22 protein-coding genes and 1 tRNA gene are annotated in these 24524 nt (G+C 64.2%); 12 read left to right on the top strand and 11 right to left on the bottom strand.

What is annotated here, in order from left to right; translation table 11 throughout:
* The first annotated feature begins 173 nt into the window (after nt 1-173).
* From D6B98_RS11350 to D6B98_RS11330, 6 genes are all read left to right on the top strand, one after another.
* Entirely contained in the window at nt 174-3296 is a 3123-nt protein-coding gene (locus D6B98_RS11350) for a bifunctional diguanylate cyclase/phosphodiesterase (protein ID WP_164718528.1), read from the top strand.
* 149 nt (nt 3297-3445) lie between these two features.
* Nucleotides 3446-4435, top strand: a complete 990-nt coding sequence (locus tag D6B98_RS11345; protein ID WP_245481340.1) for a sensor domain-containing diguanylate cyclase — start codon at nt 3446-3448, stop codon at nt 4433-4435.
* A 61-nt stretch (nt 4436-4496) separates the two neighbouring features.
* Nucleotides 4497-4573, top strand: a tRNA-Arg gene (locus D6B98_RS11340).
* Nucleotides 4574-5016: 443 nt separating this feature from the next.
* Entirely contained in the window at nt 5017-5799 is a 783-nt protein-coding gene (locus D6B98_RS11335) for a Crp/Fnr family transcriptional regulator (RefSeq protein ID WP_126257069.1), read from the top strand.
* 74 nt (nt 5800-5873) lie between these two features.
* Nucleotides 5874-6026 (top strand): hypothetical protein, encoded by a 153-nt coding sequence (locus D6B98_RS39785; RefSeq protein WP_164718527.1) that lies wholly within the window; start codon nt 5874-5876, stop codon nt 6024-6026.
* A gap of 41 nt (nt 6027-6067) precedes the next feature.
* Nucleotides 6068-6898, top strand: coding sequence for a DUF1269 domain-containing protein (locus D6B98_RS11330; RefSeq protein WP_126257068.1), 831 nt, complete (start codon nt 6068-6070; stop codon nt 6896-6898).
* A 347-nt stretch (nt 6899-7245) separates the two neighbouring features.
* Here D6B98_RS11330 and D6B98_RS11325 read toward each other — a convergent pair whose 3' ends face one another.
* The gene (locus D6B98_RS11325) at nt 7246-7689 is read right to left on the bottom strand and encodes a TspO/MBR family protein (protein WP_126257067.1); all 444 of its coding nucleotides are present in this window, start codon (nt 7687-7689) and stop codon (nt 7246-7248) included.
* Between the two features lie 43 nt (nt 7690-7732).
* Here D6B98_RS11325 and dinB point away from each other — a divergent pair, with 43 nt between their 5' ends.
* Nucleotides 7733-8833: a DNA polymerase IV gene (gene dinB / locus D6B98_RS11320; RefSeq protein WP_126257066.1), complete on the top strand. Its 1101-nt coding sequence runs from the start codon at nt 7733-7735 to the stop codon at nt 8831-8833.
* Between the two features lie 105 nt (nt 8834-8938).
* Complete coding sequence (locus tag D6B98_RS11315; protein WP_126257065.1) at nt 8939-10351, top strand: sensor histidine kinase; 1413 nt, start codon at nt 8939-8941, stop codon at nt 10349-10351.
* Nucleotides 10352-10468: 117 nt separating this feature from the next.
* Here D6B98_RS11315 and D6B98_RS11310 read toward each other — a convergent pair whose 3' ends face one another.
* Together D6B98_RS11310 and D6B98_RS11305 are read right to left on the bottom strand one after the other, a co-directional pair.
* Nucleotides 10469-10762 (bottom strand): hypothetical protein, encoded by a 294-nt coding sequence (locus D6B98_RS11310; RefSeq protein ID WP_094976171.1) that lies wholly within the window; start codon nt 10760-10762, stop codon nt 10469-10471.
* Between the two features lie 209 nt (nt 10763-10971).
* Nucleotides 10972-11658 carry a DNA-3-methyladenine glycosylase I gene (locus D6B98_RS11305; RefSeq protein ID WP_126257289.1) on the bottom strand — a complete coding sequence of 229 codons (687 nt, stop codon included), beginning with the start codon at nt 11656-11658 and terminating at the stop codon, nt 10972-10974.
* Between the two features lie 210 nt (nt 11659-11868).
* Here D6B98_RS11305 and D6B98_RS11300 point away from each other — a divergent pair, with 210 nt between their 5' ends.
* Nucleotides 11869-12696, top strand: a complete 828-nt coding sequence (locus D6B98_RS11300; RefSeq protein WP_126257064.1) for a metallophosphoesterase family protein — start codon at nt 11869-11871, stop codon at nt 12694-12696.
* On the opposite strand, the gene D6B98_RS11295 is transcribed toward D6B98_RS11300, so the two are convergent.
* The 4 genes from D6B98_RS11295 to D6B98_RS11280 all read right to left on the bottom strand — a co-directional run bounded on the left by D6B98_RS11295 (nt 12635) and on the right by D6B98_RS11280 (nt 14971).
* Complete coding sequence (locus D6B98_RS11295; protein ID WP_126257063.1) at nt 12635-13120, bottom strand: Crp/Fnr family transcriptional regulator; 486 nt, start codon at nt 13118-13120, stop codon at nt 12635-12637. The genes D6B98_RS11300 and D6B98_RS11295 overlap by 62 nt on opposite strands.
* A gap of 103 nt (nt 13121-13223) precedes the next feature.
* The gene (locus tag D6B98_RS11290) at nt 13224-13961 is read right to left on the bottom strand and encodes a di-trans,poly-cis-decaprenylcistransferase (RefSeq protein WP_126257062.1); all 738 of its coding nucleotides are present in this window, start codon (nt 13959-13961) and stop codon (nt 13224-13226) included.
* A 31-nt stretch (nt 13962-13992) separates the two neighbouring features.
* Nucleotides 13993-14367 carry a transcriptional regulator gene (locus D6B98_RS11285; RefSeq protein ID WP_164718526.1) on the bottom strand — a complete coding sequence of 125 codons (375 nt, stop codon included), beginning with the start codon at nt 14365-14367 and terminating at the stop codon, nt 13993-13995.
* A complete protein-coding gene (locus tag D6B98_RS11280; protein WP_126257060.1) occupies nt 14354-14971 on the bottom strand; it encodes a hypothetical protein in 618 nt (205 codons plus the stop codon). The genes D6B98_RS11285 and D6B98_RS11280 overlap by 14 nt, the downstream gene beginning before the upstream one ends.
* Before the next feature lie 203 nt (nt 14972-15174).
* On the opposite strand from D6B98_RS11280, the gene D6B98_RS11275 reads away from it, so the two are divergent.
* On the top strand, nt 15175-16422 hold the full coding sequence (locus tag D6B98_RS11275; protein WP_164718525.1) for a S1C family serine protease: 1248 nt from the start codon (nt 15175-15177) through the stop codon (nt 16420-16422).
* A gap of 122 nt (nt 16423-16544) precedes the next feature.
* On the opposite strand, the gene D6B98_RS11270 is transcribed toward D6B98_RS11275, so the two are convergent.
* Nucleotides 16545-17519, bottom strand: a complete 975-nt coding sequence (locus D6B98_RS11270; protein WP_126257058.1) for a Bug family tripartite tricarboxylate transporter substrate binding protein — start codon at nt 17517-17519, stop codon at nt 16545-16547.
* 124 nt (nt 17520-17643) lie between these two features.
* On the opposite strand from D6B98_RS11270, the gene D6B98_RS11265 reads away from it, so the two are divergent.
* Complete coding sequence (locus D6B98_RS11265; RefSeq protein WP_126257057.1) at nt 17644-18054, top strand: VOC family protein; 411 nt, start codon at nt 17644-17646, stop codon at nt 18052-18054.
* A gap of 235 nt (nt 18055-18289) precedes the next feature.
* Nucleotides 18290-19870, top strand: coding sequence for an AMP-binding protein (locus D6B98_RS11260; RefSeq protein WP_126257056.1), 1581 nt, complete (start codon nt 18290-18292; stop codon nt 19868-19870).
* 112 nt (nt 19871-19982) lie between these two features.
* Here D6B98_RS11260 and D6B98_RS11255 read toward each other — a convergent pair whose 3' ends face one another.
* From D6B98_RS11255 to D6B98_RS11245, 3 genes are all read right to left on the bottom strand, one after another.
* A complete protein-coding gene (locus D6B98_RS11255; protein WP_126257055.1) occupies nt 19983-21077 on the bottom strand; it encodes an HD-GYP domain-containing protein in 1095 nt (364 codons plus the stop codon).
* A gap of 413 nt (nt 21078-21490) precedes the next feature.
* Nucleotides 21491-23785: a xanthine dehydrogenase family protein molybdopterin-binding subunit gene (locus tag D6B98_RS11250; RefSeq protein ID WP_126257054.1), complete on the bottom strand. Its 2295-nt coding sequence runs from the start codon at nt 23783-23785 to the stop codon at nt 21491-21493.
* Nucleotides 23782-24273 (bottom strand): (2Fe-2S)-binding protein, encoded by a 492-nt coding sequence (locus tag D6B98_RS11245; protein ID WP_126257053.1) that lies wholly within the window; start codon nt 24271-24273, stop codon nt 23782-23784. Before D6B98_RS11245 ends, D6B98_RS11250 begins: the two co-directional genes overlap by 4 nt.
* Between the last annotated feature and the right edge of the window lie 251 nt (nt 24274-24524).

The raw sequence follows: 24524 nt of genomic DNA, 5'->3' as shown, positions 1-24524 counted from the left end.
GCACGATTCATGATGCGGCGCCGTCATTGCTGCGCGCGCAGCACAACTCTGGCACGATGCCCGCTCCGCTGCGTAGGAACGCGATCGCGCAACCCGATTAATGCTTAGGTAACTGGCTTTCCTAAGGTTTAGGCCATTTGTGCGGTGTATTCCTGTTCCTCCAGGGAGGGGGAATGCACCAGGTCTTTTCCACGGTGGCAACCGGAATGTCTCGAGCCGCAAGGAACGGCTGGGAGGCCTTGCTGCGGCGTGGTCCGGTCCTGTGGTTGACCCTGTGCGGCGTGTTGCTGGTCGCAGGCATCTTCGGCGCGACGGCCATGGCCGTCGGCGAGTTTCGCGAGCGCACGCTGGCCAATCGCGAGCGCGAGCTGGAAAACACGGTGAAGCTGATCGCGCGGCACTTCGATCAGCAATTCGAGGATTCCGACGTCGTCGCCGTCGATCTGATCGCGCAGATGAATCCGGCGGAGCTCACCTCCCCGGCGATGTTCCGCGAGCGCATGTCCGGGCCTGCGGCGCACCAGATGCTGCGCGGCAAGATCAGCCCGGTGTCCTATCTCGGCGACATCGCGATCTACGATGCCGACGGCGAACTGATCAACTGGTCGCGGGCCCAGCCGCTGCCCAAGATCAACATTTCGTCCCGGGCCTACTTCCAGACGTTCAAGACCAATCCGCGGTCCGAACCGGTGCTGCTGGAATCCGTCCGCAGCTTCATCATCAACAAATGGACCACGGTCGTCGCACGCCGCTTGAACGGCGCGGACGGCACCTTCCTCGGCGCGATGGTCCGCCGGATCGATCCGGACAGTTACCAGCACTATTTCGCATCCGTCGCACTTGCCGAGGGCACGGCCATCTCGCTGTTCGATCGCGAGGGCACGATGCTGGCGCGCCATCCGCATCGCGAGGAGCTGATCGGGCGGAACTTCAAGGACGCGCCGCTGATGCAGAAGATGCTGGCCGAGGGCGGACAGCTGACGCTCCGCGGCAAGAGTCCCATCGACGGCGAGGACCGACTCGGCTCGGCCGCATCGCTGACGCATTTCCCGCTCGTCATCATCGCCACCAACACGACAGCCGCGGCGCTGGCGGACTGGCGACAGCAGACCGGTTTCATGGTCATGACGGCGACGCTCTCGGCCTCCGTCATTGCCGTGATCCTTTATCTGATCATTCGCCAGATCAACCGGCAGAACCGCGAGGCGCAGAAACGGCTGGAGGCGGAGCGGCTGCGGCTCGACACCGCCTTGAACAACATGACCCAGGGGCTGATCCTGTATGACGCGGGCGGCTACATCGTCACCTGCAACCGCCGTTACGCCGAGATGTTCGGTCTCTCTCACGACGTCATCAAGCCCGGCTGCCACATCCGCGAGGCGATGCATCATCGCAAGGAACGCGGCGCGTTCGGCGGCGACGTCGAGGAATTCTGCGCCGACGTGATGCGCGTCGTCGCCGAAGGCACGGTCTCCACCCGGCTCCACGAGCTGCCCAACGGCCGCACCTTCCAGATCATCAACACCCCGCTCGCGCAGGGCGGTTGGGTGGCCACGATCCAGGAGATCACCGAGCGGCGTAACCTCGAGCAGGAACGCGACCGCAACTACACGTTCCTGCGCGAGATCATCGATCACATCCCCTCGCAGATCACGGTGAAGAACGCCCGGACGCGGCAATATCTGCTGGTCAATCGGACCGCCGAGGAGCAATTCGGCCTGTCGCGGGAGGAGATCGTCGGCAAGACTCCGTTCGAGATCTACCCGGACGAGGCTGCCAGGATCATCACCGAGGACGACAGCAGGGCGCTGCAAGTCGCGAACGGGTTGTTCAAGGACGAGCATGCCTGGCAAAGCCCGACCAAGGGACTACGCTTTATCACCTCGACCCGGATCGGAATTCGCGACAAGTCCGGCGAGCCGCGCTACCTCATCAATGTCGTCGATGACGTCACCGAGCGGCGCCGGGCCGACGAGAAGATCGAGCATATGGCGCATTACGATGCGCTGACCGACCTGCCGAACCGGACGCTTTTCCGCGAGCAGATCGAACGCGAGCTGGCGAAGATCGCGGGCGGGGATCAGTTCGCACTGCTCTATATCGACGTCGACGAGTTCAAGGGCATCAACGATTCGCTCGGTCATCATGTCGGCGACGAGCTGTTGAAGGCGATCGCAAGCCGTCTCCGCGGCTGTCTCAAGCAGGGCGATCTGATCGCACGACTGGGCGGCGACGAGTTCGCGGTGATCCAAACCGGGATCCAATCCTCCGCCGAGGTGCTGTCCTTCGTGACCCGGATCTACCAGGCGATCCGGCAGCCCTATCATTGCCTCGGCCATCAGCTCTCGACGGACGCGAGCATCGGGATTGCGCTGGCGCCGCAGGACGGCACCGATCTCGACCAGCTCGTCAAGAACGCCGACCTCGCGATGTACGGTGCCAAGGCCGAAGGGCGCCGCACCCATCGCTTCTTCGAGCCGGCAATGGATGCTTGCGCCAGGGCGCGCCTGAGCATGGAGCAGGATTTGCGGCAGGCGCTGGTGGACGGCGGCTTCGAGATTCACTATCAGCCGCTGGTCGACCTGCGCTCAGGCGAGGTCTCGGGCTGCGAGGCGCTGCTGCGCTGGCGCCATCCCGAGCGGGGCATGGTGTCGCCGGCGGAGTTCATTCCGGTCGCCGAGGACACCGGCCTGATCACCGAGCTTGGCGACTGGGTGCTGCGCATGGCCTGCAACGAGGCCGCGACCTGGCCGACGCAGATCCGCGTCGCGGTCAACGTATCGCCGGTGCAGCTCAAATGCGACACGCTGGCGCTTCGCATCGCGGGCGCACTCGCCGCCTCCGGCCTCGACCCGCGCCGGCTCGAGCTCGAGATCACCGAGGCCGTGCTGATCCGCGACGACGAGGCAGCGCTCTCGATCCTGCACCAGCTCCGCTCGATCGGCGTGCGCATCGCGCTCGACGATTTCGGTACCGGCTATTCCTCGCTCAGCTATCTCAAGCGTTTCCCGTTCGACAAGATCAAGATCGACCGCTGCTTCGTTGCCGACATCGCCGAGACCAGCGGTGCGCCCGTGATCGTGCAGGCGGTGGTGAACATCGCCGCCGCCAGCAGCATGACCACGGTCGCCGAGGGCGTCGAGACCGAGGCGCAGCGTGAGATGCTGCGCGCACTCGGCTGCACGCAGATGCAGGGCTATCTGTTCAGCCCGCCGAAGCCGGCCGCCGAGGTGCGTAAACTGTTCGGCCCGAGCGATGGCTTGCCTGGAGCCCTGCCGGTGGCGGCGGTGGCCTGATGGCGAAGCCATTGAAGCCGCCGAGCAGGACGCCAGGAAGAAATTCGGGAAAGACGTCGGCCAAGTCCTCGACCAAGTCTTCGGCGAAGGCTTCGGCGAAGATCTCGGCCAAATCGGTCGACGTCGCGGATTCCTATGCCGTGCGGCTGATGCAGCATTTGGTGGTGCCGACCTTCGTGATCGACCCGAAGCGCCGCGTCGTGATCTGGAACAGGGCCTGCGAGCGGTTGACCGGCCTCGCCGCCTCGGAGGTGATCGGCACCGACAAGCACTGGCAGGGTTTCTACGAGACCAGGCGCCCCTGCCTTGCCGACCTCGTCGCGCTCGACCGGCCGGAGCTGCTTCCGGAGTTCTATTCGGAATATGCCGCGCGCGGCCATAACGGCCTCGGCTTTTCCGCGGAGAACTGGTGCACGATGCCGAAGCTCGGCGACCAGCTCTATCTCGCCATCGACGCCGGCCCGATCCACGACGAGGCCGGCCATCTGATCGCGGTGGTGGAGACGCTGCGCGACCTCACCGATCAGAAGCGCGCCGAGATGGCGCTGAAGGAGCTCGCCACCAAGGACGGGCTGACCGGCCTGTCGAACCGCCGTGCGTTCGACCAGACGCTGGTGACGGAGTGGGCCCGCGCCCACCGCACGCAGAGGCCGCTGGCGCTGCTGTTCGCCGACGTCGATCATTTCAAGCTGTTCAACGACCATCACGGCCACCAGACCGGCGATGAATGCCTGCGCGCGGTCGCCTCCGTCGTCAGCCGGCATGCCGTGCGCCCGCTCGATCTCGCCGGCCGCTACGGCGGCGAGGAGTTTGCGCTGATCCTGCCCGAGATGGATTGCCACAGCGCCTGCGTCATCGCCGAGGAGATCCGCGGCGCGGTCACGGCCTTAGCGATCGCCCATGGCGCCGCGGGCGCCGGCGACCAGGTCACCCTCAGCGTCGGCGTCGCCAGCCAGATTCCCGGCGCGGGAGACAGCGGACCCGACCGGCTGCTGGGTGCGGCCGACGAGGCGCTCTATGTCGCCAAGCGGCTCGGCCGCAATCGCGTCATCAGCGCCGAACGGGTGCTGGCCGAGTTCGCCAGCCTCGGCCGGCAGACCGCATCGGTTCCGGGCCCTTTCCGGCGCAAATCGGCGTAAGACCCGTTGCGGCGAGAAGCGGTTGCTCCCCCCTCGCCAATCGGCTAAATGAACCCCGACTGCACCCGTAGCTCAGCTGGATAGAGCGTTGCCCTCCGAAGGCAAAGGTCACACGTTCGAATCGTGTCGGGTGCGCCAGTTTTTTCAAGACATTACGGCTTGTGGCGAATCCTGCCGTTCGCACCGGGTAAGCAACTTGCAACCTTTTGACCAGTTTTCTCAAGAGGAGCCGATTGACGTAGCAAGTTGGCGTCGACCCAAATTTTGCGGCCAATCCCATTGGCTGTAGGCCAAAGCGACGATGCAGTGTCGCGAGTCCAGTGTGACCTGAACAGCAGGGGCGCCTGAATCATGCGGAATTCGGGACGACACTGACGAGCATTGCCTCGAATTGGCGAAGCTGGCCCCTCAATGCGACTTGATCCAAATCAACCGACGACCGGAGCAGCCGTGCTCTGCTTTTCCGGCCAAGAATAGACGTTCGACGACATTGCATGGACCAGACCAACGGCGTCTCGGGTTCAGGTCGGGCAAACTACGCACCGCTCAGCGGTGAGCCGCCGTGAGAAGGCACTTTCCTCATGCCCACGGCCTCGATCATTCCAGTTCACACAAGGCTTGGAATCAACAACCGGCTCCTGCTTGCGCTGTCTCCCGCGACGTTAGACCGGCTGCTAAAGGCGTCTGAACCAGTAGCTCTCTCCAAAGGAGAGCACATTGAGACCGCAGGACAGCCGATCACGCACATCCATTTTATCAACCGGGGATTGGTTTGTGCAACCAAGGCAGTGAGAGATGGCCGGGTTGTCGAGATCGCAGCAATCGGAATCGAGGGCATCGCCGAGTTCGTCACGCTGCTCGGCATGGACCGGTCACTTGTCGATACGGCAGTCCGGATCCCGGGTATGGCGATCCGCATCAGGCGCGAGGTCCTCATGCACGAGATGGAGGGGGATAGGCCGCTTCGCGAATTGATGCAGGCCTATGTGCGCTTCGGCCTTAAGGAAGTTGCACGGCACGTTGCCTGCATTCGACTGCATCATCTCGATCAGCGGTGCTGCCGCTGGCTGTTGATTGCTCATGACCATGCCCTGTCAGATGATTTTCCGCTGACCCATGAGGATCTTGCGATGATGCTTGGCTACCAGCGCGCAGGCGTTTCGATCGCCATGGCCTCGCTCGTCAAGGCGGGACTTATCGAGCACAAGCGGGGCAGAGTGATAATAACCGACCGGCCCGGTCTCGAGGCGGCTTCCTGTGAATGCTATCGGGAAATGCAGACCGAACTCGACGAATTCCTGCCAGCGAAGAAATCGGCCCAACTGTTCGAAGTCGGACAGAACACCAAGGTGCGGCGCCGCTAACTTCCTTCCGCTGCGCTTTTAAGCCGGCGAGGCCGGTGAGCACCCTGCAACACGTCTGATCAAACGAGACTGGAATGGCTTCCATCGATGTCCAGGCTAACCAGTTGCGCCATCAAGTCGAAGAAACGATGCAGACCTGCTGGGCGCTGTTCGTCGCCCAGGGCGGCGCGAGCGAGCTGGACCGGCCCCGCATTCGTGCCGGCGCACGCCTCTCAGGCAAAAGTTAGCGTCAAGGCTAGACGCAGCCTGAGGCCCGGGAGTTTACCAGGTGGAATTCAACCCAACGGAAAGGCAAGCAGTGATGAGCAGATTTGTCGTAACTACATTTGGCACCGAGGCGAAAGCGTATGAAGGTACGCACGCCTTGAAGGAACTCCATGCAGAAGGTGAGCTCACGCTCTACGGATTCGCCGTCATCGCCAAGGACGCCGGCGGACAGGTGTCGATCAAGGAGGCGCCGGACGATCTGACCGGCACGGCGCTCGGCACTCTGGTCGGCGCGCTGGTTGGCCTGCTTGGCGGCCCGGCTGGTGTCGTTGTCGGGATGACCGCCGGCATGATGCTGGGAAGTATCGGGGACCTCATCAACATCGGGGTCGGCGCCGATTTCGTTGACAAGGTGTCCCGTGAGCTCGCTCCGGGCAAGACGGCCGTCATCGCCGAAGTCGATGAAGAATGGGTCACGCCGCTCGATACGCGCATGGAGGCAATCGGCGGATCTGTAGCGCGCGAATGGCGTTCGGATTTCGAGGACGCTCAGATCGCGAAGGAAACTGCCGCCCGAAAGGCCGAACTGGGACAATTGAAGGCCGAAATAGCTCAGTCCGGCGCAGACGCCAAGGTCAAGCTCCGCGCAAGGATCAACGAGGTCAAGGCCAAGCTCAACGAGCTGTCCAGCCAGGCGCAGACGAAACTTGAAAAGCTCGAGAAAGACACCGACGCGAAGATCAGCGCCTTGAATGGGCAGGTCGCAAAAGCGAGCGAGGAAACCAAGGCGCGTATCAAGCAACGGCTCGCCGCGTTGCGGACCGAACATGACCGGCGCGTCGCAAAGTTGAGGGAAGCAGGTGCGTTGATCAAGGAAGCGCTCGCCGCGTGAGAAACCCCAGGCTGAAGGGATGATCTTTCCTGGGAGCGGCAAAGCCCTCTTTGCCGCTCCCAGTTGAAAAAAGAATGGCATAATATGCTATGGCCCTTGGCGGCCCCGACCTGCAAGTTGTGGACAGCTACCGCCGCTTGCGATTTCCGATCGTAGCGTCGGCGTCTTCATAGCGTCACGGCGAACGAGTAGTGCCATCTCCATCGACCGTGGTGCGCGAGCCCTGCCGCCGTATTCACGGCGGCTCTTGATCCGGCATCGAGATCACTTGGATCTGGTCGAAGGCGGACGCCAGTCCGTGGTCCAATGCCAAGCCGTTCGCGGCAGGCTCGATCGAGGCCGAAATCTCAATTCAAACGCCAGATGGCCGCATTGAGCACGCCGGCAAACGCGACCCAGACCGCATAAGGCACGAATAGCGCCGCCGCCAGGCGGTCGCGTGACCGTTCGAGGCCGATGTAGGTCACGATCGCGGCGAACAGGCAGATCAGGATGACGAGTGCGGCGCCGATCCGGTGCATCGTGAACATCACCGGCGACCAGGCGAAATTGAGCGCCAGTTGCGTCGCCCAGGCCAGCATCGCTTTGCCCGAGGGATCGCGTCGAAAGGTTCGCCAGCCCGCAATTGCGATCATGACGTAGAGGACGGTCCAGGCTACCGGAAACGCCCAGTTCGGCGGCACGAAATCCGGCTTGGCAAGGCCCGCATACCATTCGCCCGGGAGATTGGTCGCGCCGATCAGCCAGCCGATGCCGACCACGCCCACCACGAAGGCCAACAGCTGCAGCATCCCTCACCTCGCGCTTCTCATGGTGCAATTGTATCATCTTTCCATGAGCGAATCCGACACGGTGACCGGCGCGGCCTCGCCGGTGCGCAAGATCATCCATATCGACATGGATGCTTTCTATGCGTCGGTGGAACAGCGCGACAATCCGGAGCTGCGCGGAAAGCCGGTTGCGGTCGGAGGCTCGGCGGAGCGCGGCGTCGTCGCGGCCGCGAGCTACGAGGCGCGCAAGTTCGGCGTTCGCTCCGCCATGCCGTCGGTGACGGCGAAGCGGCAATGTCCCGATCTGATCTTCGTCAGGCCGCGCTTCGAGGTTTACAAGGCGATCTCCCGGCAGATCCGCGACATCTTCGCCGAGCACACGCCGATCATCGAACCGTTGTCACTCGACGAGGCCTATCTCGACGTGACGGAAAATCTCCAAGGCATCCCGCTGGCGCGGGACATCGCGCTGCGGATCCGCGAAAAGATCAAGGCCGAGACCGGCCTCAACGCGTCGGCCGGCATCTCCTACAACAAGTTTCTGGCCAAGCTCGCCTCCGATCATCGCAAGCCCAACGGCCAGTTCGTGATTGCGCCGGAGATGGGACCGGCCTTCGTCGAGACGCTGCCGGTCGGCAAGTTTCACGGCATCGGGCCGGCGACTGCCGCGAAGATGAATTCGCTCGGCCTGTTCACCGGCCTCGACATCCGCAACCAGACGCTGGAATTCATGAATGCGAATTTCGGCAAGTCGGGCGCCTATTATTACTGGATCTCGCGCGGCGTCGACGAACGGCCGGTTCGGGCCAACCGGATTCGCAAGTCCATCGGCGCGGAGAGCACGTTCTCGACCGACCTCGCCGAATATGATGCGCTGGCCGCCGAGCTCAGGCCTCTCGTCGACAAGGTCTGGCGCCATTGCGAGGCGACCGGCAATCGCGGCCGCACCGTCACCCTGAAGATCAAGTTCGCCGACTTCGAGATCATCACGCGCAGCAGGTCCGTCGCAGCGCCGGTCGGGGGGCGGGACGATCTGGAGCGGCTGGCCTGCGGCCTGCTCGAGGCCGAGATGCCGCTGGGAAAGCGCGTCAGGCTGCTGGGGGTCTCGCTGTCCTCGCTCCAGGTCGGCGGCGATTCGGAGCCGCAGTTGACGCTCGGGATCTGAATCCGGCCGGAGGGCCGCTTCGGCGAACGCGACATCTTTTTCGGCGACGCGCCGCAAAACCTGTCGTAGAGACGTCAAACAGGACTTTTCGCGATTGATGTTGGAATGCTTGCCTTATTGATACGCCTCGGACTGCGCTTCGAAGACCGCATCGAGGAGCGGCGATTTGTCGACCAATATGTCCGGGGCAGCCTCGGATGGACGCAGATCGCAATGCTGCTCGGCGCCGCCACCTATGCCGGCTACACGCTCTGGGATTGGGTGCTGTACCCCGAAGTGGTTCCGATCACGCTCGCAATCCGCGGCGGCACGGCCGTCTTTATCCTGCTGCCGCTGACGGCGCTGCTGTCGCGGCGATGGATGAAGCCGTGGGCAGAGACGATCTTCCTCGTCTATTGCGTCATTCCCGGCTGCATCCTGCCCAGCATTTATCACGTGCTGCCGTCGGGCTTCACCTTTGCCGCGCCGGGCATGATGATGATCATCCCGTTCGTCTCGACCATGCTGCCATTGCGGATCGGCTCGCTGGCGATTTTCTGCTTGCTCTCGTGGGTGGCACTGCTGGTCGCCGAGTCGTTCGCGACGACGATGCCGACCGGGCTGAGCTTCATCAATCATTCTCTCGTCGGCAACGCCTACGCATTGTCGCTCTACGCCGTGGCTGCGCGCGAGTACCGGGCGCGAAGACAATTCCGGACGTCGGAGGCGCTGCAACGGGAAAAGGAACGCTCGGAGAAATCGCTGCGCGATCTGCGCGCGACCCAGGAGCAGCTCGTGCAGGCGGAGAAGCTCGCCTCGCTCGGCCAATTGGTGGCCGGTGTGGCGCACGAGGTCAGCACCCCGCTCGGCCTCGCTCTGACGACCTCGACCGCCATGCAGACCGATCTGCAGACAATGGCTGATGCATTGGGCGGAGCCTCGGTCCGGCGTTCCGACCTGACCAAGGGCATCGACAGGCTCAAGCAGGGGCTCGATCTGACCTTCGACAATCTGCACCGCGCATCCGAGATGGTGCACAGCTTCAGGCAGGTCGCCGTCCATCAGGCCGACGAGGACCGACGGACCTTCGAGCTCAAGGACTGGCTGTCGGAGTTGATGTCCAAGCTCGGGCCATTGCTGTCGCATCATGGCCTGACGGTCGAGGTCCGATGCCCGGCGGGGATCAAGCTCAACAGTTACCCCGGAGCGCTTGCTCAGGTGATCAGCAATCTCGCTCTCAATAGCGCAAGCCATGCCTATCCTGACAAGAGAGGCGGCCGGTTCGTCATCACGGTAAGCCAGCCGGACCCGACATCCGTCCGCCTCGTCTGCGCTGATGAAGGCGTCGGAATTCCCGAAGAGCTACAGGCGCAGATCTTCGATCCGTTCGTCACGACTGGTCGGGAGAGCGGCCATGCCGGCCTGGGGCTCCACATCGCCTTTAATCTGGTGGCCTCATCGCTGAACGGACGCCTGCGGCTCGAGAGCACGACGGGTCCGGGGACTCAGATCGCCATCGAGATTCCACTGCAGGCATGACGCCCGCGGCCATGTTGGAGCCGCCTCGAAAGGCGAAAACAGAGCGCCCGGTGAGTGCGACTGTCGGTGACGGATTTTCAGGCCCGCCACCGATGAAAGTCGATCTGCTCGGGCCGCTCAATGCCTCACGTGCTCGAACACCACGATCACGCCGGTCGGTTCGGGCTCATGCGCCATCAGGCGCGTCAGGTCGGAATCGCCCCAATCGGCGAGACTGACGACTTCGCCGCTCTGGCGATCGGCGCCGGGAGAAGGCGTGGGCTCGAGCACCTTGAGGCCCATTTCGTCGACGAAGAAGGTGTGCTCGCCGAACATGCTGTTGAGCTGCGGCATCGCGGGATGCTCGTCGGGCAGCACCTGAGCGCCGAGTTGGTTGACGGTCTGCTTCACCTGTTCGGATGTGAGCTTCATGAGCTGCTCCGTTCTGTGTCCGGTTTCATTGGCCTTGAGCGGAAGCACGCGTTCCCTGCGCCTTTGTCCGCCTGGCTCAAGCCCGAACAGGTGCTGCGGACAAATGTTCCGGCGAAATGTATTTTGTGATCGCGCGTCGCATCTGCCGCACTCACGGCACGAGATCGCCACAGGATTCACACGATCTGGACGTGAGCTGCGCTCACCGACTATTCGCTGCGGTTCTCGCCCACCGACAGCGCGCAAATGCGCGATAGTTGGGTGTAGGGCAGGCCGGTTTCCTCGGCCCAGGCGTTGAACTGCGCCTGCACCTTGGCGAGATCGCCCTTCGACTTGACCTCTTCTGCAATGTCGAGACCGGCATCGCGCAGGCAGGCGACGACGTCTTTTGACGTCACAAAGCCGTCCCACCCGACGAAGCGCAGCAGCATCTGGCCGGTGTTGCCGCCGAGACGACTGCCGCGCCTGGTCAGGAGGTCAAGCAGGCCGATCTGGTTGGACGAAGGCCATTTCGCCAGAAACTTGCCGAAGCTGCCGTGCTCCTTCGCGATCTCCTGAACGAAAGCGGCGTTGTCGCGCACCGACATGATCTTGGCCCCGTTGCGCACGATGCGGGCATCGCGCAACAGGCCTTCCCAATAGTCTTCCGGCTGGAAGCTGAGCTTGGCCGGCTGGAAATGCAGAAAGGCCTCTTCGAAGCCCTCCCATTTCGAATCGATCACGCTCCAGGCGAAGCCGGCGCAGAACACACGCTTGGTCATCTCGGCCAGGATGCGATCGTCGCCGAGCTTGGCCAGACGCTTCAGGTCGGGCTTCGCCGGCATCAATTTGTCCAGCGCCTTGGGCCCGCCCTTGCGCTTCTCGGCGCGGGCGCGAATGGTCTTGAAGGGGGTCATGTGAACACAGGCGTTGAGGGCAGGCCACGACACCAGAATTCGGCGATCCGGTCCAGCCCCCCGCATTGCCGCCCCTTGCGCTCTGCGACGGGACGCAGCATGCTGTCGCTCATAGGATTGACGCAAAGGGGCGGGCGGGCTGGTCTGCTTCTTGCTTTATGCCGTTTTTGGAATTCCCTGACATTTTGATCTCTGGCCGTTGGATTTTCCATGCGCTGCCTGGTCGTGGCCGACCTGCACTATTCGCTGCCTCAGCTCGACTGGCTGGTCAGCGCGGCGCCGCGATTCGACCTCGTGATCTTCGCCGGCGACGCACTCGACGTCGGCTCGATGGTCGATTTCCGCGCCCAGATCGTGGTGGTGAAGAAGTACCTCGCGCTGCTGGCCGCGACGACCCGCGTGATCCTCTGCTCCGGCAATCACGATCTCGACGAGCGCAACGCCGAAGGTGAGAAGGTTTCGCGCTGGATCTCGGAGGTGCGCGAGCTCGGCATCGCCTGCGATGGCGACGGCCTTACGGTCGGCGATACCCTGTTCACCGTGTGCCCGTGGTGGGATGGACCTCAGGTCAAGCAACGCCTCATCGAGCAGTTGCGCGATGTCGCGGCCGTCAGGCCGCAGCGCTGGATCTGGGCGCATCATGCGCCGCCGGCGGATTCACCGACGAGCTGGGGCGGCAAGCGCTTCTTCGGCGACGTCGAGCTGGTGCAGTGGATCATGCAATACCAGCCGTCGATGGTGATCTCGGGCCATGTGCATCAATCACCCTTCATCAGCAATGGATCGTGGTTCGACCGGCTGGGCCAGACCTGGGTCTTCAACACGGGCCTGCAACCCGGCCGTCCCCCAACCTACATCGTGCTCGATCTCGATACCGACAAGGCGTTCTGGCTGGCGGCCGGCGAGGCGCAGTGGATCGACCTGAATGCGCCGCTGCGGCGACCCGCCGCCCCCATCGAGGCGCCGCCCGACTGGCTCACATTCTTGGATCGGATTGCCGATCCGAGCCTGGCGAAACCTCAAGCGGCGGCAGGTTGATCATGCTCTGGAGCACCTCGCCGACCATGGCCAGATGCGTGCCGTGGCCGGCATATTGCCGCTTGAGATCGGCGAGGTAGGTGTTGGCGACGTTGAGCCGCTGCGCCAGCATTTTTGCGATCAGCAGCGCCACGCCCGGCTCCTTCTCGAGGAACGAGGCCGCATCCTCGAATTCGTAGACGATCGCGTCGGAGCAGGCCCGTACGGTTGCGGTGTGCGGCTGGCCCAGCAGCACGGACATCTCACCCAGCACCGCGCCAGGCTCGGTGACGGTGGCAACCACCATCTCACCTTTGAGCACCTCGAGCCTGCCTTGCATCAGCACGAAGAGATGGCCGGAGGTGCCCCCCTCGGCGACGATGATGGTGCCGGCGGCAAGCTGCCGTTCCGTTCCGCCGGTGCAATAATTGAGGACTGCGCGCATGGTGCGAAACCTCCCGCCGCGGGACGATACCCAACGCCGGAAGACTAGAGCACGATCCATGCCAGGCGGCAATCAGCGGGGGCCGGCTGGCGCGCGAGGCGCGTCACACCCGAGAGAGCGAGGGCGCCTCTCCGGGCAGGATGGCCTGCAATCCGCCGAAGCGGCGCTCGCGGCCGTGGAAGGAGGCCAGAGCCGCGGCGAGATCGCTGGCGTCGAATTCGGGCCACATCCGCTCGGTGAAGTGCAGCTCGGCATAGGCGCCTTCCCAGAGCAGGAAGTCCGAGAGCCGCTTCTCGCCCGAGGTGCGGATGATGAGGTCGACGTCGCGCAGGCCGGCTTCGCCGGTGACGAGCTGCGAGAAGGCTTCGCGGGTGAGGCTGGTCAGCGCCGCCGCCTTCGCCGCGGCATTGAGGATGGCGTCGCGCGCGGAATAGTCGACCGCGATGCGCAAATGCAGCGTGCCGCCGGCGGCGGTGGCCCGTTCGGCCTTTGCAATCGCGCTGGCGATGCCGTCGGGCAGGCGATCGCGGCGGCCGATCACGGTGAGCCGCACGCCGTTCTTGACCAGGCTCTGCACCTCGTTGGCGAGATAGAAGCGCAGCAAGGTCATCAATGCGGCAACCTCGGCCTTCGGCCTCCGCCAATTGTCGGCGGAGAAGGCGTAGAGCGTCAGCGTGCCGATGCCCTGCTTGGGCGCGGCCTCGACGATGCGGCGGATGGCTTCGACGCCGGCCTCGTGGCCGCGCACGCGCGACAGGCCGCGCCGCGTCGCCCATCGCCCGTTGCCGTCCATGATGATGCCGACATGAAGCTTCTCGTTATGGGACGCATCACTTTGCATTGCAAAGTCTCCGGTCAAAAAAGGGGAAGGATCAGGTCGAGACGATGCTGAGGCGGCCGAGCGACGGCGCTTCGCGGCCGGCGGCCTTGGCGGCGTCGCGCACCAGGCGCTCCAGCACGGCGAGATAGTCGAGGAAACGGCGGCGCCCGGTCCTGGTGAGGCGGCAGGTGGTGTGCGGACGGTTGCCCTCGTAGCCCTTGGTCACGTCGACGAGGCCGGCCTCCTGGAGCACGGCAAGGTGCCGGCTGAGATTGCCGTCGGTGAGGCCGCACAGCTGCTTGAGGTCGGCAAAGGCCAGCCCCTTGGGATGCGCCATCAGCGAGGTCAGAAGCCCGAGCCTCGCCTTCTCGTGGATCACGCGGTCGAGCCCTTCGTAGGAGAAGGGTGCGCTGTCAGTCTTCGACATCATGGTCTCCGGATGCGACATGCAGAATGGCCGCCATCAGCGATTGCCCGATCAGGAAGGGCAGACCCATGGTCCATGGCGACAGCGTGTGGGTCTGGCTCGCGATCACCACCACCGAAAAGCCGGACACGAAATACCAGGCGCCGGCGAGCGCCACGGTGCGCGGCAGCGAGCGGACGGAGGCGAAAATGCCGAGCGACACCAGGATCTGCCACAGGCCCGGCAGCAGCCACAACGTCTCGGCCGCGAACTTCCACATCACCACCGCGAGCAGCACGCCGGCAACGCCCGCGGGCAGGAACTGCTCGACCGCCTGGTGGATCATGGCATCGGCCAGACCCGAATGATGGCGGCGCGAACGCGCCCGCATCTCGATCCCGATGATCAGGAGGGACAGCGCGGCGGCGACGAACCAGCCGGCGAAGAAGCCGAGCGGCTCACCCGTGGGATCGCCGAGCAGCCAGAATTGCAGCACCGCCGTGATGAGCGCGACGGCACCGGTCGCGGCCATCGTCGCCGGGCCGTAACCGCGGAACGCCGTGCCGGCCGCGATCTGGCTGCGGATCGCCACGATATCGGCCAGGGCCTTGTCGAGATCGCGCATTGGCAACGCCAGAACCTCGCTCCGCACGGACTTGCCGGGATTGCTGACCCGTTACTTTGTATTGCAAAGTATATAGCGACGCAAAGTAAACGCAACCCCCCGAAAGCCGCGGCGGGACGTCCGGCCCAATCGAACAACTGGCGGTTGCACGACACCGTCTGCCCCGGATAAGATGGATCCAAAACATTCCCCGGGGGCTGAATATGTGGCTTAAGTCATTTGTCGTTGCGCTTGTTTCCCAGGCGTTGCTCGCCGGTCTCGCTCATGCGGCGGGCCCTTTCGGCACCATCCGCGTCGGCAACTGGAACGGCGGCGCCTACACCAATGATTCAACCGGCGCATTCTCCCATTGCGCCGCAAGCACGCCCTATGCCAACGGCATGACGCTGCTCGTCGGCCAGGATTCGAACAACGCGTGGCTGCTCGGCTTTGCCAATTCAGCGTTTCGTTTCAAGAAGGGCGAGAACCTGACGATCGACGTGACGTTCGACGGACAGGCCGAGGTGAGGCTCTTCGCGACCGCGTTGTCCGAGGTGATGGTCTCGGCCGTTCTGCCCACCAACGTCGCGCGCGCTTTCCAGAAGGCGAGCCTGATGGTGGCGGTGGCGAGAGGCACACCTTTTCAGTTCAGTTTGACGTCAACCGCGCCCTTGATCGCCGCGGTCACCAATTGCGTAACGCGAGTCAAGGCCGACGGGCTGGACAAGGCCGGCGATTTTACAAAGGTTGCCGCCAAGCCGCAGGCCGCGCCGGACAAGCAGACGCCGCCGCCTGCTGCCAGCAAGTCCGTCAAATCGCAGAGTGGCACCGGTTTCGTCGTGAGCGCGAGCGGGCACATCGTCACCAACAATCACGTGGTCAATGGCTGCGTCGGCGACATCAAGGGCAACCTCACCGGCGAGGCCGCGATGGTGCTGCGCGTCGTTTCGACCGACGCTAACAATGATCTCGCCTTGCTTCAGGCGCCGTCGACGGCGACGTTCAAGGATTTCGCCCGCATTCGCGACCGCTCGTTCCGCGCCGGCGATTCCGTCGTCGCGATCGGCTTTCCCTACCACGGATTGCTCAGCTCGGACCTAAGAGTGACGACCGGGATCGTGAGCTCCCTCAGCGGCATGCGCAACGACACGCGTTTCCTGCAAATCAGCGCGCCCGTGCAGCCCGGCAACAGCGGTGGCCCGCTGTTCGACGCCACCGGCCAGATCGTGGGCGTGGTCACCGGCAAGATCCCGGGATTGCGTATCGTCGCCATGACCGGCGACATTCCCGAGAACATCAACTTCGCCATCAAGACCGGCGCACTGCGCGATTTCCTCGACAATTCCGTGGTGCCCTACCAGACCGCGGAGCCCAAGGGCGAGCTGAAGACCACCGACATCGCCACCAACGCGCGCGCCTACACGATGCTGCTCTCGTGCAATACGACGGAGCAGGCCGACGCGAAGCGGTAGATCGCGGCTCCAATACGGCGCGACGGGCCGCGCGCGCCGCGGCAGCGGTTGCACGAAACAGAGCGCGCAGGAAAAAAGCCCTGCCGAACGGCAGGGCTCCATTCCCGGTCGTCACAAGATCGCTATTCGACCTTCAGGCCGGCGAACTCGACCACCTTCTTCCACTTCTCGGTCTCGGCCTTGATCTCCTCGCCGAACGCTTCCGGAGTCTGCACCCGCGGCTCGCCGCCGAGCTCGACCAGACGCTTGGCCATGTCGGGCTCCTTGATCACCGCGTTGACCTCGGCGTTGAGCTTGGCGATGATGTCCTTCGGCGTGTTCTTCGGCGCGCCGATGCCGAACAGCGCGCTGGCCTCGTAGCCCTTCACGGTCTCGGCGACCGTCTGCACGTCGGGCAATTGCGGCGAGCGTTCCGCCGTGGTGACGCCGATCGCACGAAGCGAGCCGGAGCGGATGTGCTGGATGATCGAGGGCATGTTGTCGAAGATCACCTGCACCTGGCCGCCGAGCATGTCGGTGATCGCGGGCGCCGCGCCGCGATAGGGCACGTGCTGCATCTTGCAGCCGGTCATGGCCATGAACATCTCGCCGGACAGATGCACCGAGGTGCCGTTGCCGGACGAGGCCATGTTGACCTTGCCGGGATTGGCCTTCACATATTCGATGAACTCGGCGACGTTCTTGGCCGGCACGTCCTTGTTGACGGTCATCACGTTCGGCACGCGCTGGAACGAGGCGATCGGCGCGATGTCGCGCACGAAGTTGAACTTCAGGTTGGCGTAGAGCGAGGCGTTGATGTAGTTGGCCGGATTGACCATCTGTAGCGTGTAGCCGTCGGGCTCGGCATTGATGACCGATTCGGTCGCGATGTTGTTGCCGGCACCCGGCTTGTTCTCGACCACGAATTGCTGGCCGAGCTTTTCCGAAAGCCGCTGCCCGATCAGTCGTGCCAGGATGTCGGTGGCGCCGCCCGGCGGATAGCCGACCACCCATTTCACGGGCCGGGCCGGATAATCGGCGGCAAGAGCCTTCGACAGCGGGGTGGCTGCAAGCGGACTGGCGGCGAGCAGGCCCAGCGCGGTACGGCGAGTGATCATCTCAAGGGTTCTCCCAAGTGTTGTTCTTGAAGCCAGATCGCTTGAACCCGGCGTCGGCGGGGTTGTAACAAAGCTTGCCGCAGGCGGAAAGTGCGCGAGGCGCATCACGACGAAAGGATGAGACATGCCGGTCAAGGTTCACGCCCTGGATCATCTCGTGATCAATGTCCGCGACGTCGCGGCGACGGCGGAGTGGTTCAGCAAGATTCTCGGCATGGAAGTCAAGCTGTTCGATCCCGGCGGCGGCAAAGCGCCGCGGACTTTCCTTCAATTCGGTAACCAGAGGATCAACGTCCGACAACGCGATGCCGACAGGGTGGAGTGGTTCACAGCCGACCACCCCACCGCCGGCAGCGAGGATCTGTGCTTCCTCACCTCGGCCACCCCGGACGAGGTGGTGGCGCATCTGAATGCACATGGCGTTGCCATCGAGGCCGGACCAGGCCCGCGGCAGGGCGCACGCGGCACGCTGCGCTCGGTCTATTGCCGGGATCCGGATGGCAGCCTGATCGAGATTTCGTCGTACGAGGATTGAGGCCGATAGGACCGCACCCGCCCCAAACGCCGTCATTGCGAGGAGCGCTTGCGACGAAGCAATCCAGACCGGTTCGGCGGAGACAGTCTGTATTGCTTCCCTTTGCTCGCAATGACGGCCGAGGGAGCGCGGACGACATGCGCCCCCGGATTTGCTCCCGGGGTCATCCGATGGCAGGAAGACGCAATCATCGAGAGACAGCCGCCATCAAGATGCGGGCTGCACGGGAGGAGCCATGCCACTTCGACAAGCCACCGCCGGAATCGTGAGCCCGTTCGACGGGCTCGACGTACCCTGGTTGCTCAGGATGCGCGCCGAGGTCCGGCGCGATCATCCGTTCCTGATCTGGGCGCCGTTCGATGCGCCGGCGCGGCGCTGGAGCTATGGCGAGTTTCACGACCGGGTCGGCGCGCTGGCGGCCGGGCTGGCACGGCGCGGCGTGAAGCCGGGCGAATATGTGCTCATTCATCTGGACAATTGCATCGAGGCGATGCTGGCCTGGTTTGCCTGTGTCGAGCTGGGGGCCATCGCGGTCACCACCAACACCCGCTCGGCGCCGGCCGAGATCGCGTATTTTGCCGATCATTGCGGCGCGGTCGCCGCGATCACACAGCCGGCCTATGCGGAGATCGTCGCGCAGAACTGCCGCAGCATAAGCTGGCTGGCGGTGACCTCGCATGATGCGGGCGCAATGCCTGCGCAAGCGGTCTCGCGCGGCGACAGCTTTGAATCCCTGTTCGCCGACAGCGCCGACCGTCCGAAACGCCCGATCGATCCCTTCGCGCCATGCAGCGTGCAATACACCTCGGGCACGACCTCGCGCCCCAAGGCGGTGCTGTGGACCCACGCCAACGCGCTGTGGGGCGCCAAGATCAACGCCGCGCACGAGGACCTGCATGCGAGCGACGTGCATCAGGCCTATCTGCCGCTGTTCCATACCAACGCGCTGGCCTATTCCATGCTGGCGACGCTGTGGGTCGGGGCGACTTGCGTGATCCAGCCGCGCTTCTCGGCGAGCCGCTTCTGGGGCGTCGCGCGCCAGCACGGCGCGACCTGGACCTCGACCATTCCGTTCTGCATGAAGGCGCTGCTCGAGCAGGAGATCCCGAAGGACCACAAATTCCGCCTGTGGGGCTCGGCGATCAACGAGCCGCCGGCCTTTGCCGGCTTCGGCGTCAAGGTCATCGGCTGGTGGGGCATGACCGAGACCATCACCCACGGCATCGTCGGCGAGGTCGACCAGCCCAACATCCCGATGTCGATCGGGCGCGCCGCTCCCGAATATGAAATCCGCATCACCGACGACGACGGCCGGCCGACCGAGGTCGGCGGCACCGGCAATCTGTCGATCAAGGGCATCCCCGGCCTGTCGCTGTTCGCCGAATATCTGCACAACGAGACAGCGACGCGCGACAGCTTCGACGAGCACGGCTTCTTCCTCACCGGCGACCGCGTCGAGCGGCTGCAGAACGGCTACATCAAGTTCGGCGACCGCGCCAAGGACATGCTGAAGGTCGGCGGCGAGAACGTCGCAGCCTCCGAGATCGAACAGGTGATCGCGCTGGTGCCAGGCGTGCGCGAGGCCGCCGTGGTGGCGAAGTCGCACCCGATGCTGGACGAGGTGCCGGTTGTCTTCATCATCCCGCAGGGCGGTGTCGCCGGCGCCGCGCCCGATCTGCCCGAGCGCGTAATGGAAGCCTGCCGCAAAAGCCTTGCCGACTTCAAGGTGCCGCGCGAGATCAGGCTGGTCGACGACATGCCGCGCTCGACGCTGGAGAAGGTGGCGAAGGCGGAGCTGCGGAAGATGGTGGGGTGAGCGCGCAGCGCGTAGGGTGGGTTAGCCGAAGGCGTAACCCACCATGCTTCAGAGAAAGCCGAACGAAGCTCGGTGGATTACGCCTTCGGCTAATCCACCCTACGGCACCGAACTAAAACGACCCCAGCGCCACCGGGCGGAACGCCTGCAGCAGCTGCTGGTCCAGCTTGCCGTTCATGCCTTCCATCATGGCGAACGCTCGCGAATGCGTGAACGGCATGCGGTAGGCGCGTTTCTCGACCAGGGCGGCGTAGATGTCGACGATCGTCGTCAGACGCACGATGTCGCTGATCTGGTTCGACGACAGGCCGTTCGGATAGCCGCTGCCGTCGAGAAATTCGTGGTGATGCAGGATCACGTCGAGCATCTCCGGCGGGAAGCCGCCCTGGGCGGCAAGCGCCTCATAGCCGCGGCGCGGATGCTGGCGGACCTCGGCCATCTCCTCGTCGGTGAGCTTGCCGGGCTTGTCGAGCAGCGCGGAGGGAACGAAGGCCTTGCCGACGTCGTGCAGCAGCGCGGCGCGGACGAGGCGGCGCTGGTCGTCCTCGCGCATGCCGAGATGCTGCGCGAAGGCGACCGCGAAGCCGGTGACGAACAGGCAGTGACGATAGCTGCCGACATGATGGCAGCCCACCGTGGTGAGCCATTCGCGCAGCGAGGAATGCCTGATCGCCTTCAGGATCTTGCTTTCCGCCGCGATGACGTCGTCGAAGGTCAGGGGCACGCCGAGCGGCAGCTTCTCGAACATCTTCGCCAGCACCGCATGCGCCGCCTCGACGCCGCGGTTGAGCGTCTTGCCGCGGTCGGTCGCGTCATAGGCGGCGGTGTCCGGGAAGGCGGCGCGGATGCGCTGCAGGATGGCGTCGGCCTGGAGCGGCCGCGAAATGGTGTCGGTGGCGCCCAGCGCCCACGCCTGCATGGTGCCGTGATGCAGCGCGTCGGCGAGCACGAACAGCCGCGGCATCGAGCGATAGGCATCGCCGCGCAGCTTGTTGCGCACCCGCTGCACGCTCTCGGGCGAGCGCAGGTTAATGTCGACCACGAGGCCGGAGAGATCGCGCGAGGGTTTTTCGGGGATCTCCTGCGTCGTCACCGTCGAGACGTCGCCGACCGCCTTCAGGATGCTGGCGAGCTCGGAGCTCTCGTCGCTCCGGTCGGAGGCGAGCAGAAGCCGGCGTTTGGCGGCGGATTTGGCTGGCGCGTTCATGGCTTCCCCAAGGCATGGGATTGGGATTTGGCATGAGCCTAAGCCGGATCAGGTTCTCTGGCCCTTAAGAGGCGTGCTCAATGGGACCTTGGGAAATTCGGTGCAATTTTAGGGATTTTGGTTCCCTGCGGGTGGGAACTTCAAAACCGCGAAAACAACCCCATGCACAGTAGAGGGGGCATTGAAAATACAGGGAAATTTTTCGCACTTCCCCCATCCTCCGATGTCGTCGCCCGGCTTGGCCGGGCGACCCAGTACGCCGGGACGGCTCGGCCGGAACCGAAAAGCCGCGGCGTACTGGATGCCCCGCTTGCGCGGAGCAAGACACTGAGATTGTGGAGACGATCTCCCAAAATAAATCCGCCGGAGGTTTCCCTCCGGCGGATCATCTCATTCGGCAATCGCAGCCGGCCTTACGCCTTCATGCTCGCCTTCACCGCCTCCGCCGTGATCGGCAGTGCGCGGACGCGGGCGCCGCTGGCGTTGAAGATGGCGTTGCCGATGGCGGGCGCGACCACGGTCACCGCGGGCTCGCCGACACCGGTGGCCTTGTCGCCATTGGCGATGACGGCAACGGCGACCTCGGGCGTCTGGCTCATGCGCAAGGGCCGGTAGCTATCGAAATTGGTCTGCTCGATGCCACCGTCCTTCAGTGTCGCCTTCTCGTACATCGCCAGCGACAGCCCCCACAGCGCCGCGCCCTCGACCTGGGCGCGGATGTTGTCGGGATGCACCTGCGTGCCGACGTCGGTTGCGATCGTGAGCTTCTTCACGGTCACCTCGCCCGACGGCGCCACCGCGACATGGGCGACACAGGCGGTCCAGCTCGCGGTTGCGCGTTCCTGCGACGAGACGCAGGCAACCCCCATGCCCTCGCCTTTCGGCAATTGCCGGGTGCCGTAGCCCGACAGGCCCATCGCGGCGAGCAGCGTGTTGCGTAAGCGCTGTGCGCCACCGTCGTTCTTGCCGGCGCCGTCGAGCAGCGAGATGCGGAACTGCGCGGGATCCTTGCCCGTGGCAGCCGCGATCTCGTCGATCATGCTTTCGACCGCCCAGAAGGTCCAGCCCGGCGCCACCGAGCGGAGCTGGCCGGAGGGCGTCGCATTGTGCGCGAGCTCGTTCTTGATCGCGCGCACGTGATGGTTGGGCACGGTGTAGAAGAAGTCCGCGCCATTGACCGTGAAGCTGTCGAGCGGGCCCTTCTTGTCGACCGAGGGCGTGAGGAAATCAGGAATTCCCCAGCGAGCGGTCGGCCAGGCCGAGACCACATCGTGGCTGATCGCGATGAGCTTGCCGTCACCGTCCACGCCGGCCTTCACTTTCTGGTAGGTGAGCGGCCGCGAGAAATCCATCGTCATGTCGTTCTCGCGCGAATAGATCACCTTGACCGGCTTGCCGACCGCCTTCGCCGCCTGCACGGCCGGAATCATCATGTCGGCATCGAGTCTGCGGCCGAAACCGCCGCCGAGCCAATGCTGATGCATCACGACGAATTTCGGATCGATCCCGGCTGCGCCCGCCGCGATCGCGCCGGAGCGCGTCGCGAACTGGTTGCCGGAATAGATGTGCAGGATGTCGCCCTTGAACTCGGCCGTGGCGTTCATCGGCTCCAGCGGAGCATGGATGTTGATGCTGGTAGTGTACTCGGCCTCGACCACTTTCGCCGCCGAGCCGAACGCCGCATTGGGATCGCCGTCCTTGACGAAGAACTGGCCGGAATCCTCCAAGCCCTGAAGCCGCTTGGCTTCATCCAGCAGCGACTGGCTCGACAGCTTGGCGTTCGGACCGCTGTCATAGGCGATCTTCAGCGCGTCCGCCGCCTTGCGGGCGTTGGCGTAGGTGTTGGCGACCGCGACGACCCAGCCGGACGTGGTTCCGGTCTTGTCGTCGAGGATGACGGCCTTCATGAAGCCGGGCACTTTCTTGGCTTCGCTGTCGTCGACCGATTTCACCGTGGCGCCGAAGCGCACCGGCGGGGTCACCACCTTGCCGTAGGCCATGCCCGGCAGCATCACGTCGATGCCGTATTTGGCCGTGCCGTTGGTTTTGGAGGGGATGTCGAGCTGCGGCACCGAGACGCCGATCATGGTGTATTGATCCGGCGTCTTCAGCTTGATCGCCTTGAGCTCGTCCGGCGTGAAGGTCTTGGTCGCCTTGCCGCTCTTGACGATTTCGGCAAAGGTCATCTGCTTCTTCGACTTAGGATGCGAGATCACGGAGTCGCGGACGACGAGCTGGTCCTTGAAGTAAGGTGGCAGGCCCATGGCTGTCGCCGCGGCCTCGGTCAAGGCGATGCGGCCGGCCGCACCGGCCCGACTCATCGCCTCGAAATTCATCATGGTCGACCAGCTGCCGCCGGTGATCTGCGCTCCCAGGACCGGATCGTTGAACTTGGGATCGTTGGAGGCGAGCTGCACGCGCATGTCGCTCCACTTCGCGCCGAGCTCCTCACAGACGATCTGCGCCATCGTCGAAGCGATGTGCTGGCCCATGTCGGCCTTGCCGCAGGTCACGGTGACGAGACCATCCGGCGAGATCGCATACCAGACGCTCGGCTCGAAATTGGCGGGTGCCGCGGCCGCAGCCGCATCGATGCCGGGCACGCCGGCATAGCCGAGCACGAGGCCGGTCGCGGCAGTGCCGACGAGGAAGGAGCGGCGGCTGAGATCGGTTGTCTCAGGTGTCAGGTTCTTGACATGCTCGTTCATGTGGGCCTCCGCTCGTTGGAGGTGGCCGATGCGGTGCGCATCTCGGATGCGGCGCGCATGATCGCCTTCTGGATCCGCGAATAGGTCATGCAACGGCAGAGATTGCCGTCCATATGCGCCACGACCTCTTCCTTGGTCGGATTGGGATTCTTTGCGAGCAGCGAGGCTGCCTGCATGATCTGGCCGGACTGGCAATAGCCGCATTGCGGCACCTGCTCGGCGATCCATGCCTTCTGCAAGGGATGATCGCCCTTGGCGGAGAGGCCTTCGATGGTGGTGATCTTCTTGCCGGCGACGTCGCCGACCATGGTCTGGCACGAGCGCACGGCTTCGCCGTTGACATGCACGGTGCAGGCGCCGCACAGCCCGGCACCGCAGCCGAACTTGGTGCCGGTCATCTGCAATTGCTCGCGGATCGCCCAGAGGAGCGGCGTGTCGTTCGCCGCATCCACGGACATACTCCGCCCGTTGATGGTGAGAGTTGGCATAGGCGTCTTCCCCTGCCGGTGCATGAAGCCGCTTACGGCGGCAACTTGAATGGCGGACGCCCACCGGGCTGGCGCCAGCCTTGGCCGCAAGAATGATCGCGTTCGCTTGCCGTGGCAAATGCAATTTGGAACGAGTCGAAACAAGCGCGCCGTCGCGACGTTGTGCGTTGCGAGAATGGGGCTGGTGCAGCGACTGGACGCAACAGAGAGCGTCGTCGGCTATGCGTGCCATTTCACTCAGGCAGTTTCTT

The sequence above is a fragment of the Bradyrhizobium sp. LVM 105 genome, from assembly GCF_003957705.1.
Taxonomy (GTDB): domain Bacteria; phylum Pseudomonadota; class Alphaproteobacteria; order Rhizobiales; family Xanthobacteraceae; genus Bradyrhizobium; species Bradyrhizobium frederickii.
Note: the sequence above shows the minus strand (reverse complement) of the source record. Positions and strands in the feature narration are given on the sequence as shown.

Excerpts from the sequence above, each read along its gene's own strand:
- D6B98_RS11350 (WP_164718528.1), top strand. The coding sequence starts at position 174 with ATGCACCAGGTCTTTTCCACGGTGGCAACCGGAATGTCTCGAGCCGCA.
- D6B98_RS11345 (WP_245481340.1), top strand. The coding sequence starts at position 3,446 with ATGCAGCATTTGGTGGTGCCGACCTTCGTGATCGACCCGAAGCGCCGC.
- D6B98_RS11335 (WP_126257069.1), top strand. The coding sequence starts at position 5,017 with ATGCCCACGGCCTCGATCATTCCAGTTCACACAAGGCTTGGAATCAAC.
- D6B98_RS39785 (WP_164718527.1), top strand. The coding sequence starts at position 5,874 with ATGGCTTCCATCGATGTCCAGGCTAACCAGTTGCGCCATCAAGTCGAA.
- D6B98_RS11325 (WP_126257067.1), bottom strand. The coding sequence starts at position 7,689 with ATGCTGCAGCTGTTGGCCTTCGTGGTGGGCGTGGTCGGCATCGGCTGG.
- dinB (WP_126257066.1), top strand. The coding sequence starts at position 7,733 with ATGAGCGAATCCGACACGGTGACCGGCGCGGCCTCGCCGGTGCGCAAG.
- D6B98_RS11315 (WP_126257065.1), top strand. The coding sequence starts at position 8,939 with ATGCTTGCCTTATTGATACGCCTCGGACTGCGCTTCGAAGACCGCATC.
- D6B98_RS11310 (WP_094976171.1), bottom strand. The coding sequence starts at position 10,762 with ATGAAGCTCACATCCGAACAGGTGAAGCAGACCGTCAACCAACTCGGC.
- D6B98_RS11305 (WP_126257289.1), bottom strand. The coding sequence starts at position 11,658 with ATGACCCCCTTCAAGACCATTCGCGCCCGCGCCGAGAAGCGCAAGGGC.
- D6B98_RS11300 (WP_126257064.1), top strand. The coding sequence starts at position 11,869 with ATGCGCTGCCTGGTCGTGGCCGACCTGCACTATTCGCTGCCTCAGCTC.
- D6B98_RS11295 (WP_126257063.1), bottom strand. The coding sequence starts at position 13,120 with ATGCGCGCAGTCCTCAATTATTGCACCGGCGGAACGGAACGGCAGCTT.
- D6B98_RS11290 (WP_126257062.1), bottom strand. The coding sequence starts at position 13,961 with ATGCAAAGTGATGCGTCCCATAACGAGAAGCTTCATGTCGGCATCATC.
- D6B98_RS11285 (WP_164718526.1), bottom strand. The coding sequence starts at position 14,367 with ATGTCGAAGACTGACAGCGCACCCTTCTCCTACGAAGGGCTCGACCGC.
- D6B98_RS11280 (WP_126257060.1), bottom strand. The coding sequence starts at position 14,971 with ATGCGCGATCTCGACAAGGCCCTGGCCGATATCGTGGCGATCCGCAGC.
- D6B98_RS11275 (WP_164718525.1), top strand. The coding sequence starts at position 15,175 with ATGTGGCTTAAGTCATTTGTCGTTGCGCTTGTTTCCCAGGCGTTGCTC.
- D6B98_RS11270 (WP_126257058.1), bottom strand. The coding sequence starts at position 17,519 with ATGATCACTCGCCGTACCGCGCTGGGCCTGCTCGCCGCCAGTCCGCTT.
- D6B98_RS11265 (WP_126257057.1), top strand. The coding sequence starts at position 17,644 with ATGCCGGTCAAGGTTCACGCCCTGGATCATCTCGTGATCAATGTCCGC.
- D6B98_RS11260 (WP_126257056.1), top strand. The coding sequence starts at position 18,290 with ATGCCACTTCGACAAGCCACCGCCGGAATCGTGAGCCCGTTCGACGGG.
- D6B98_RS11255 (WP_126257055.1), bottom strand. The coding sequence starts at position 21,077 with ATGAACGCGCCAGCCAAATCCGCCGCCAAACGCCGGCTTCTGCTCGCC.
- D6B98_RS11250 (WP_126257054.1), bottom strand. The coding sequence starts at position 23,785 with ATGAACGAGCATGTCAAGAACCTGACACCTGAGACAACCGATCTCAGC.
- D6B98_RS11245 (WP_126257053.1), bottom strand. The coding sequence starts at position 24,273 with ATGCCAACTCTCACCATCAACGGGCGGAGTATGTCCGTGGATGCGGCG.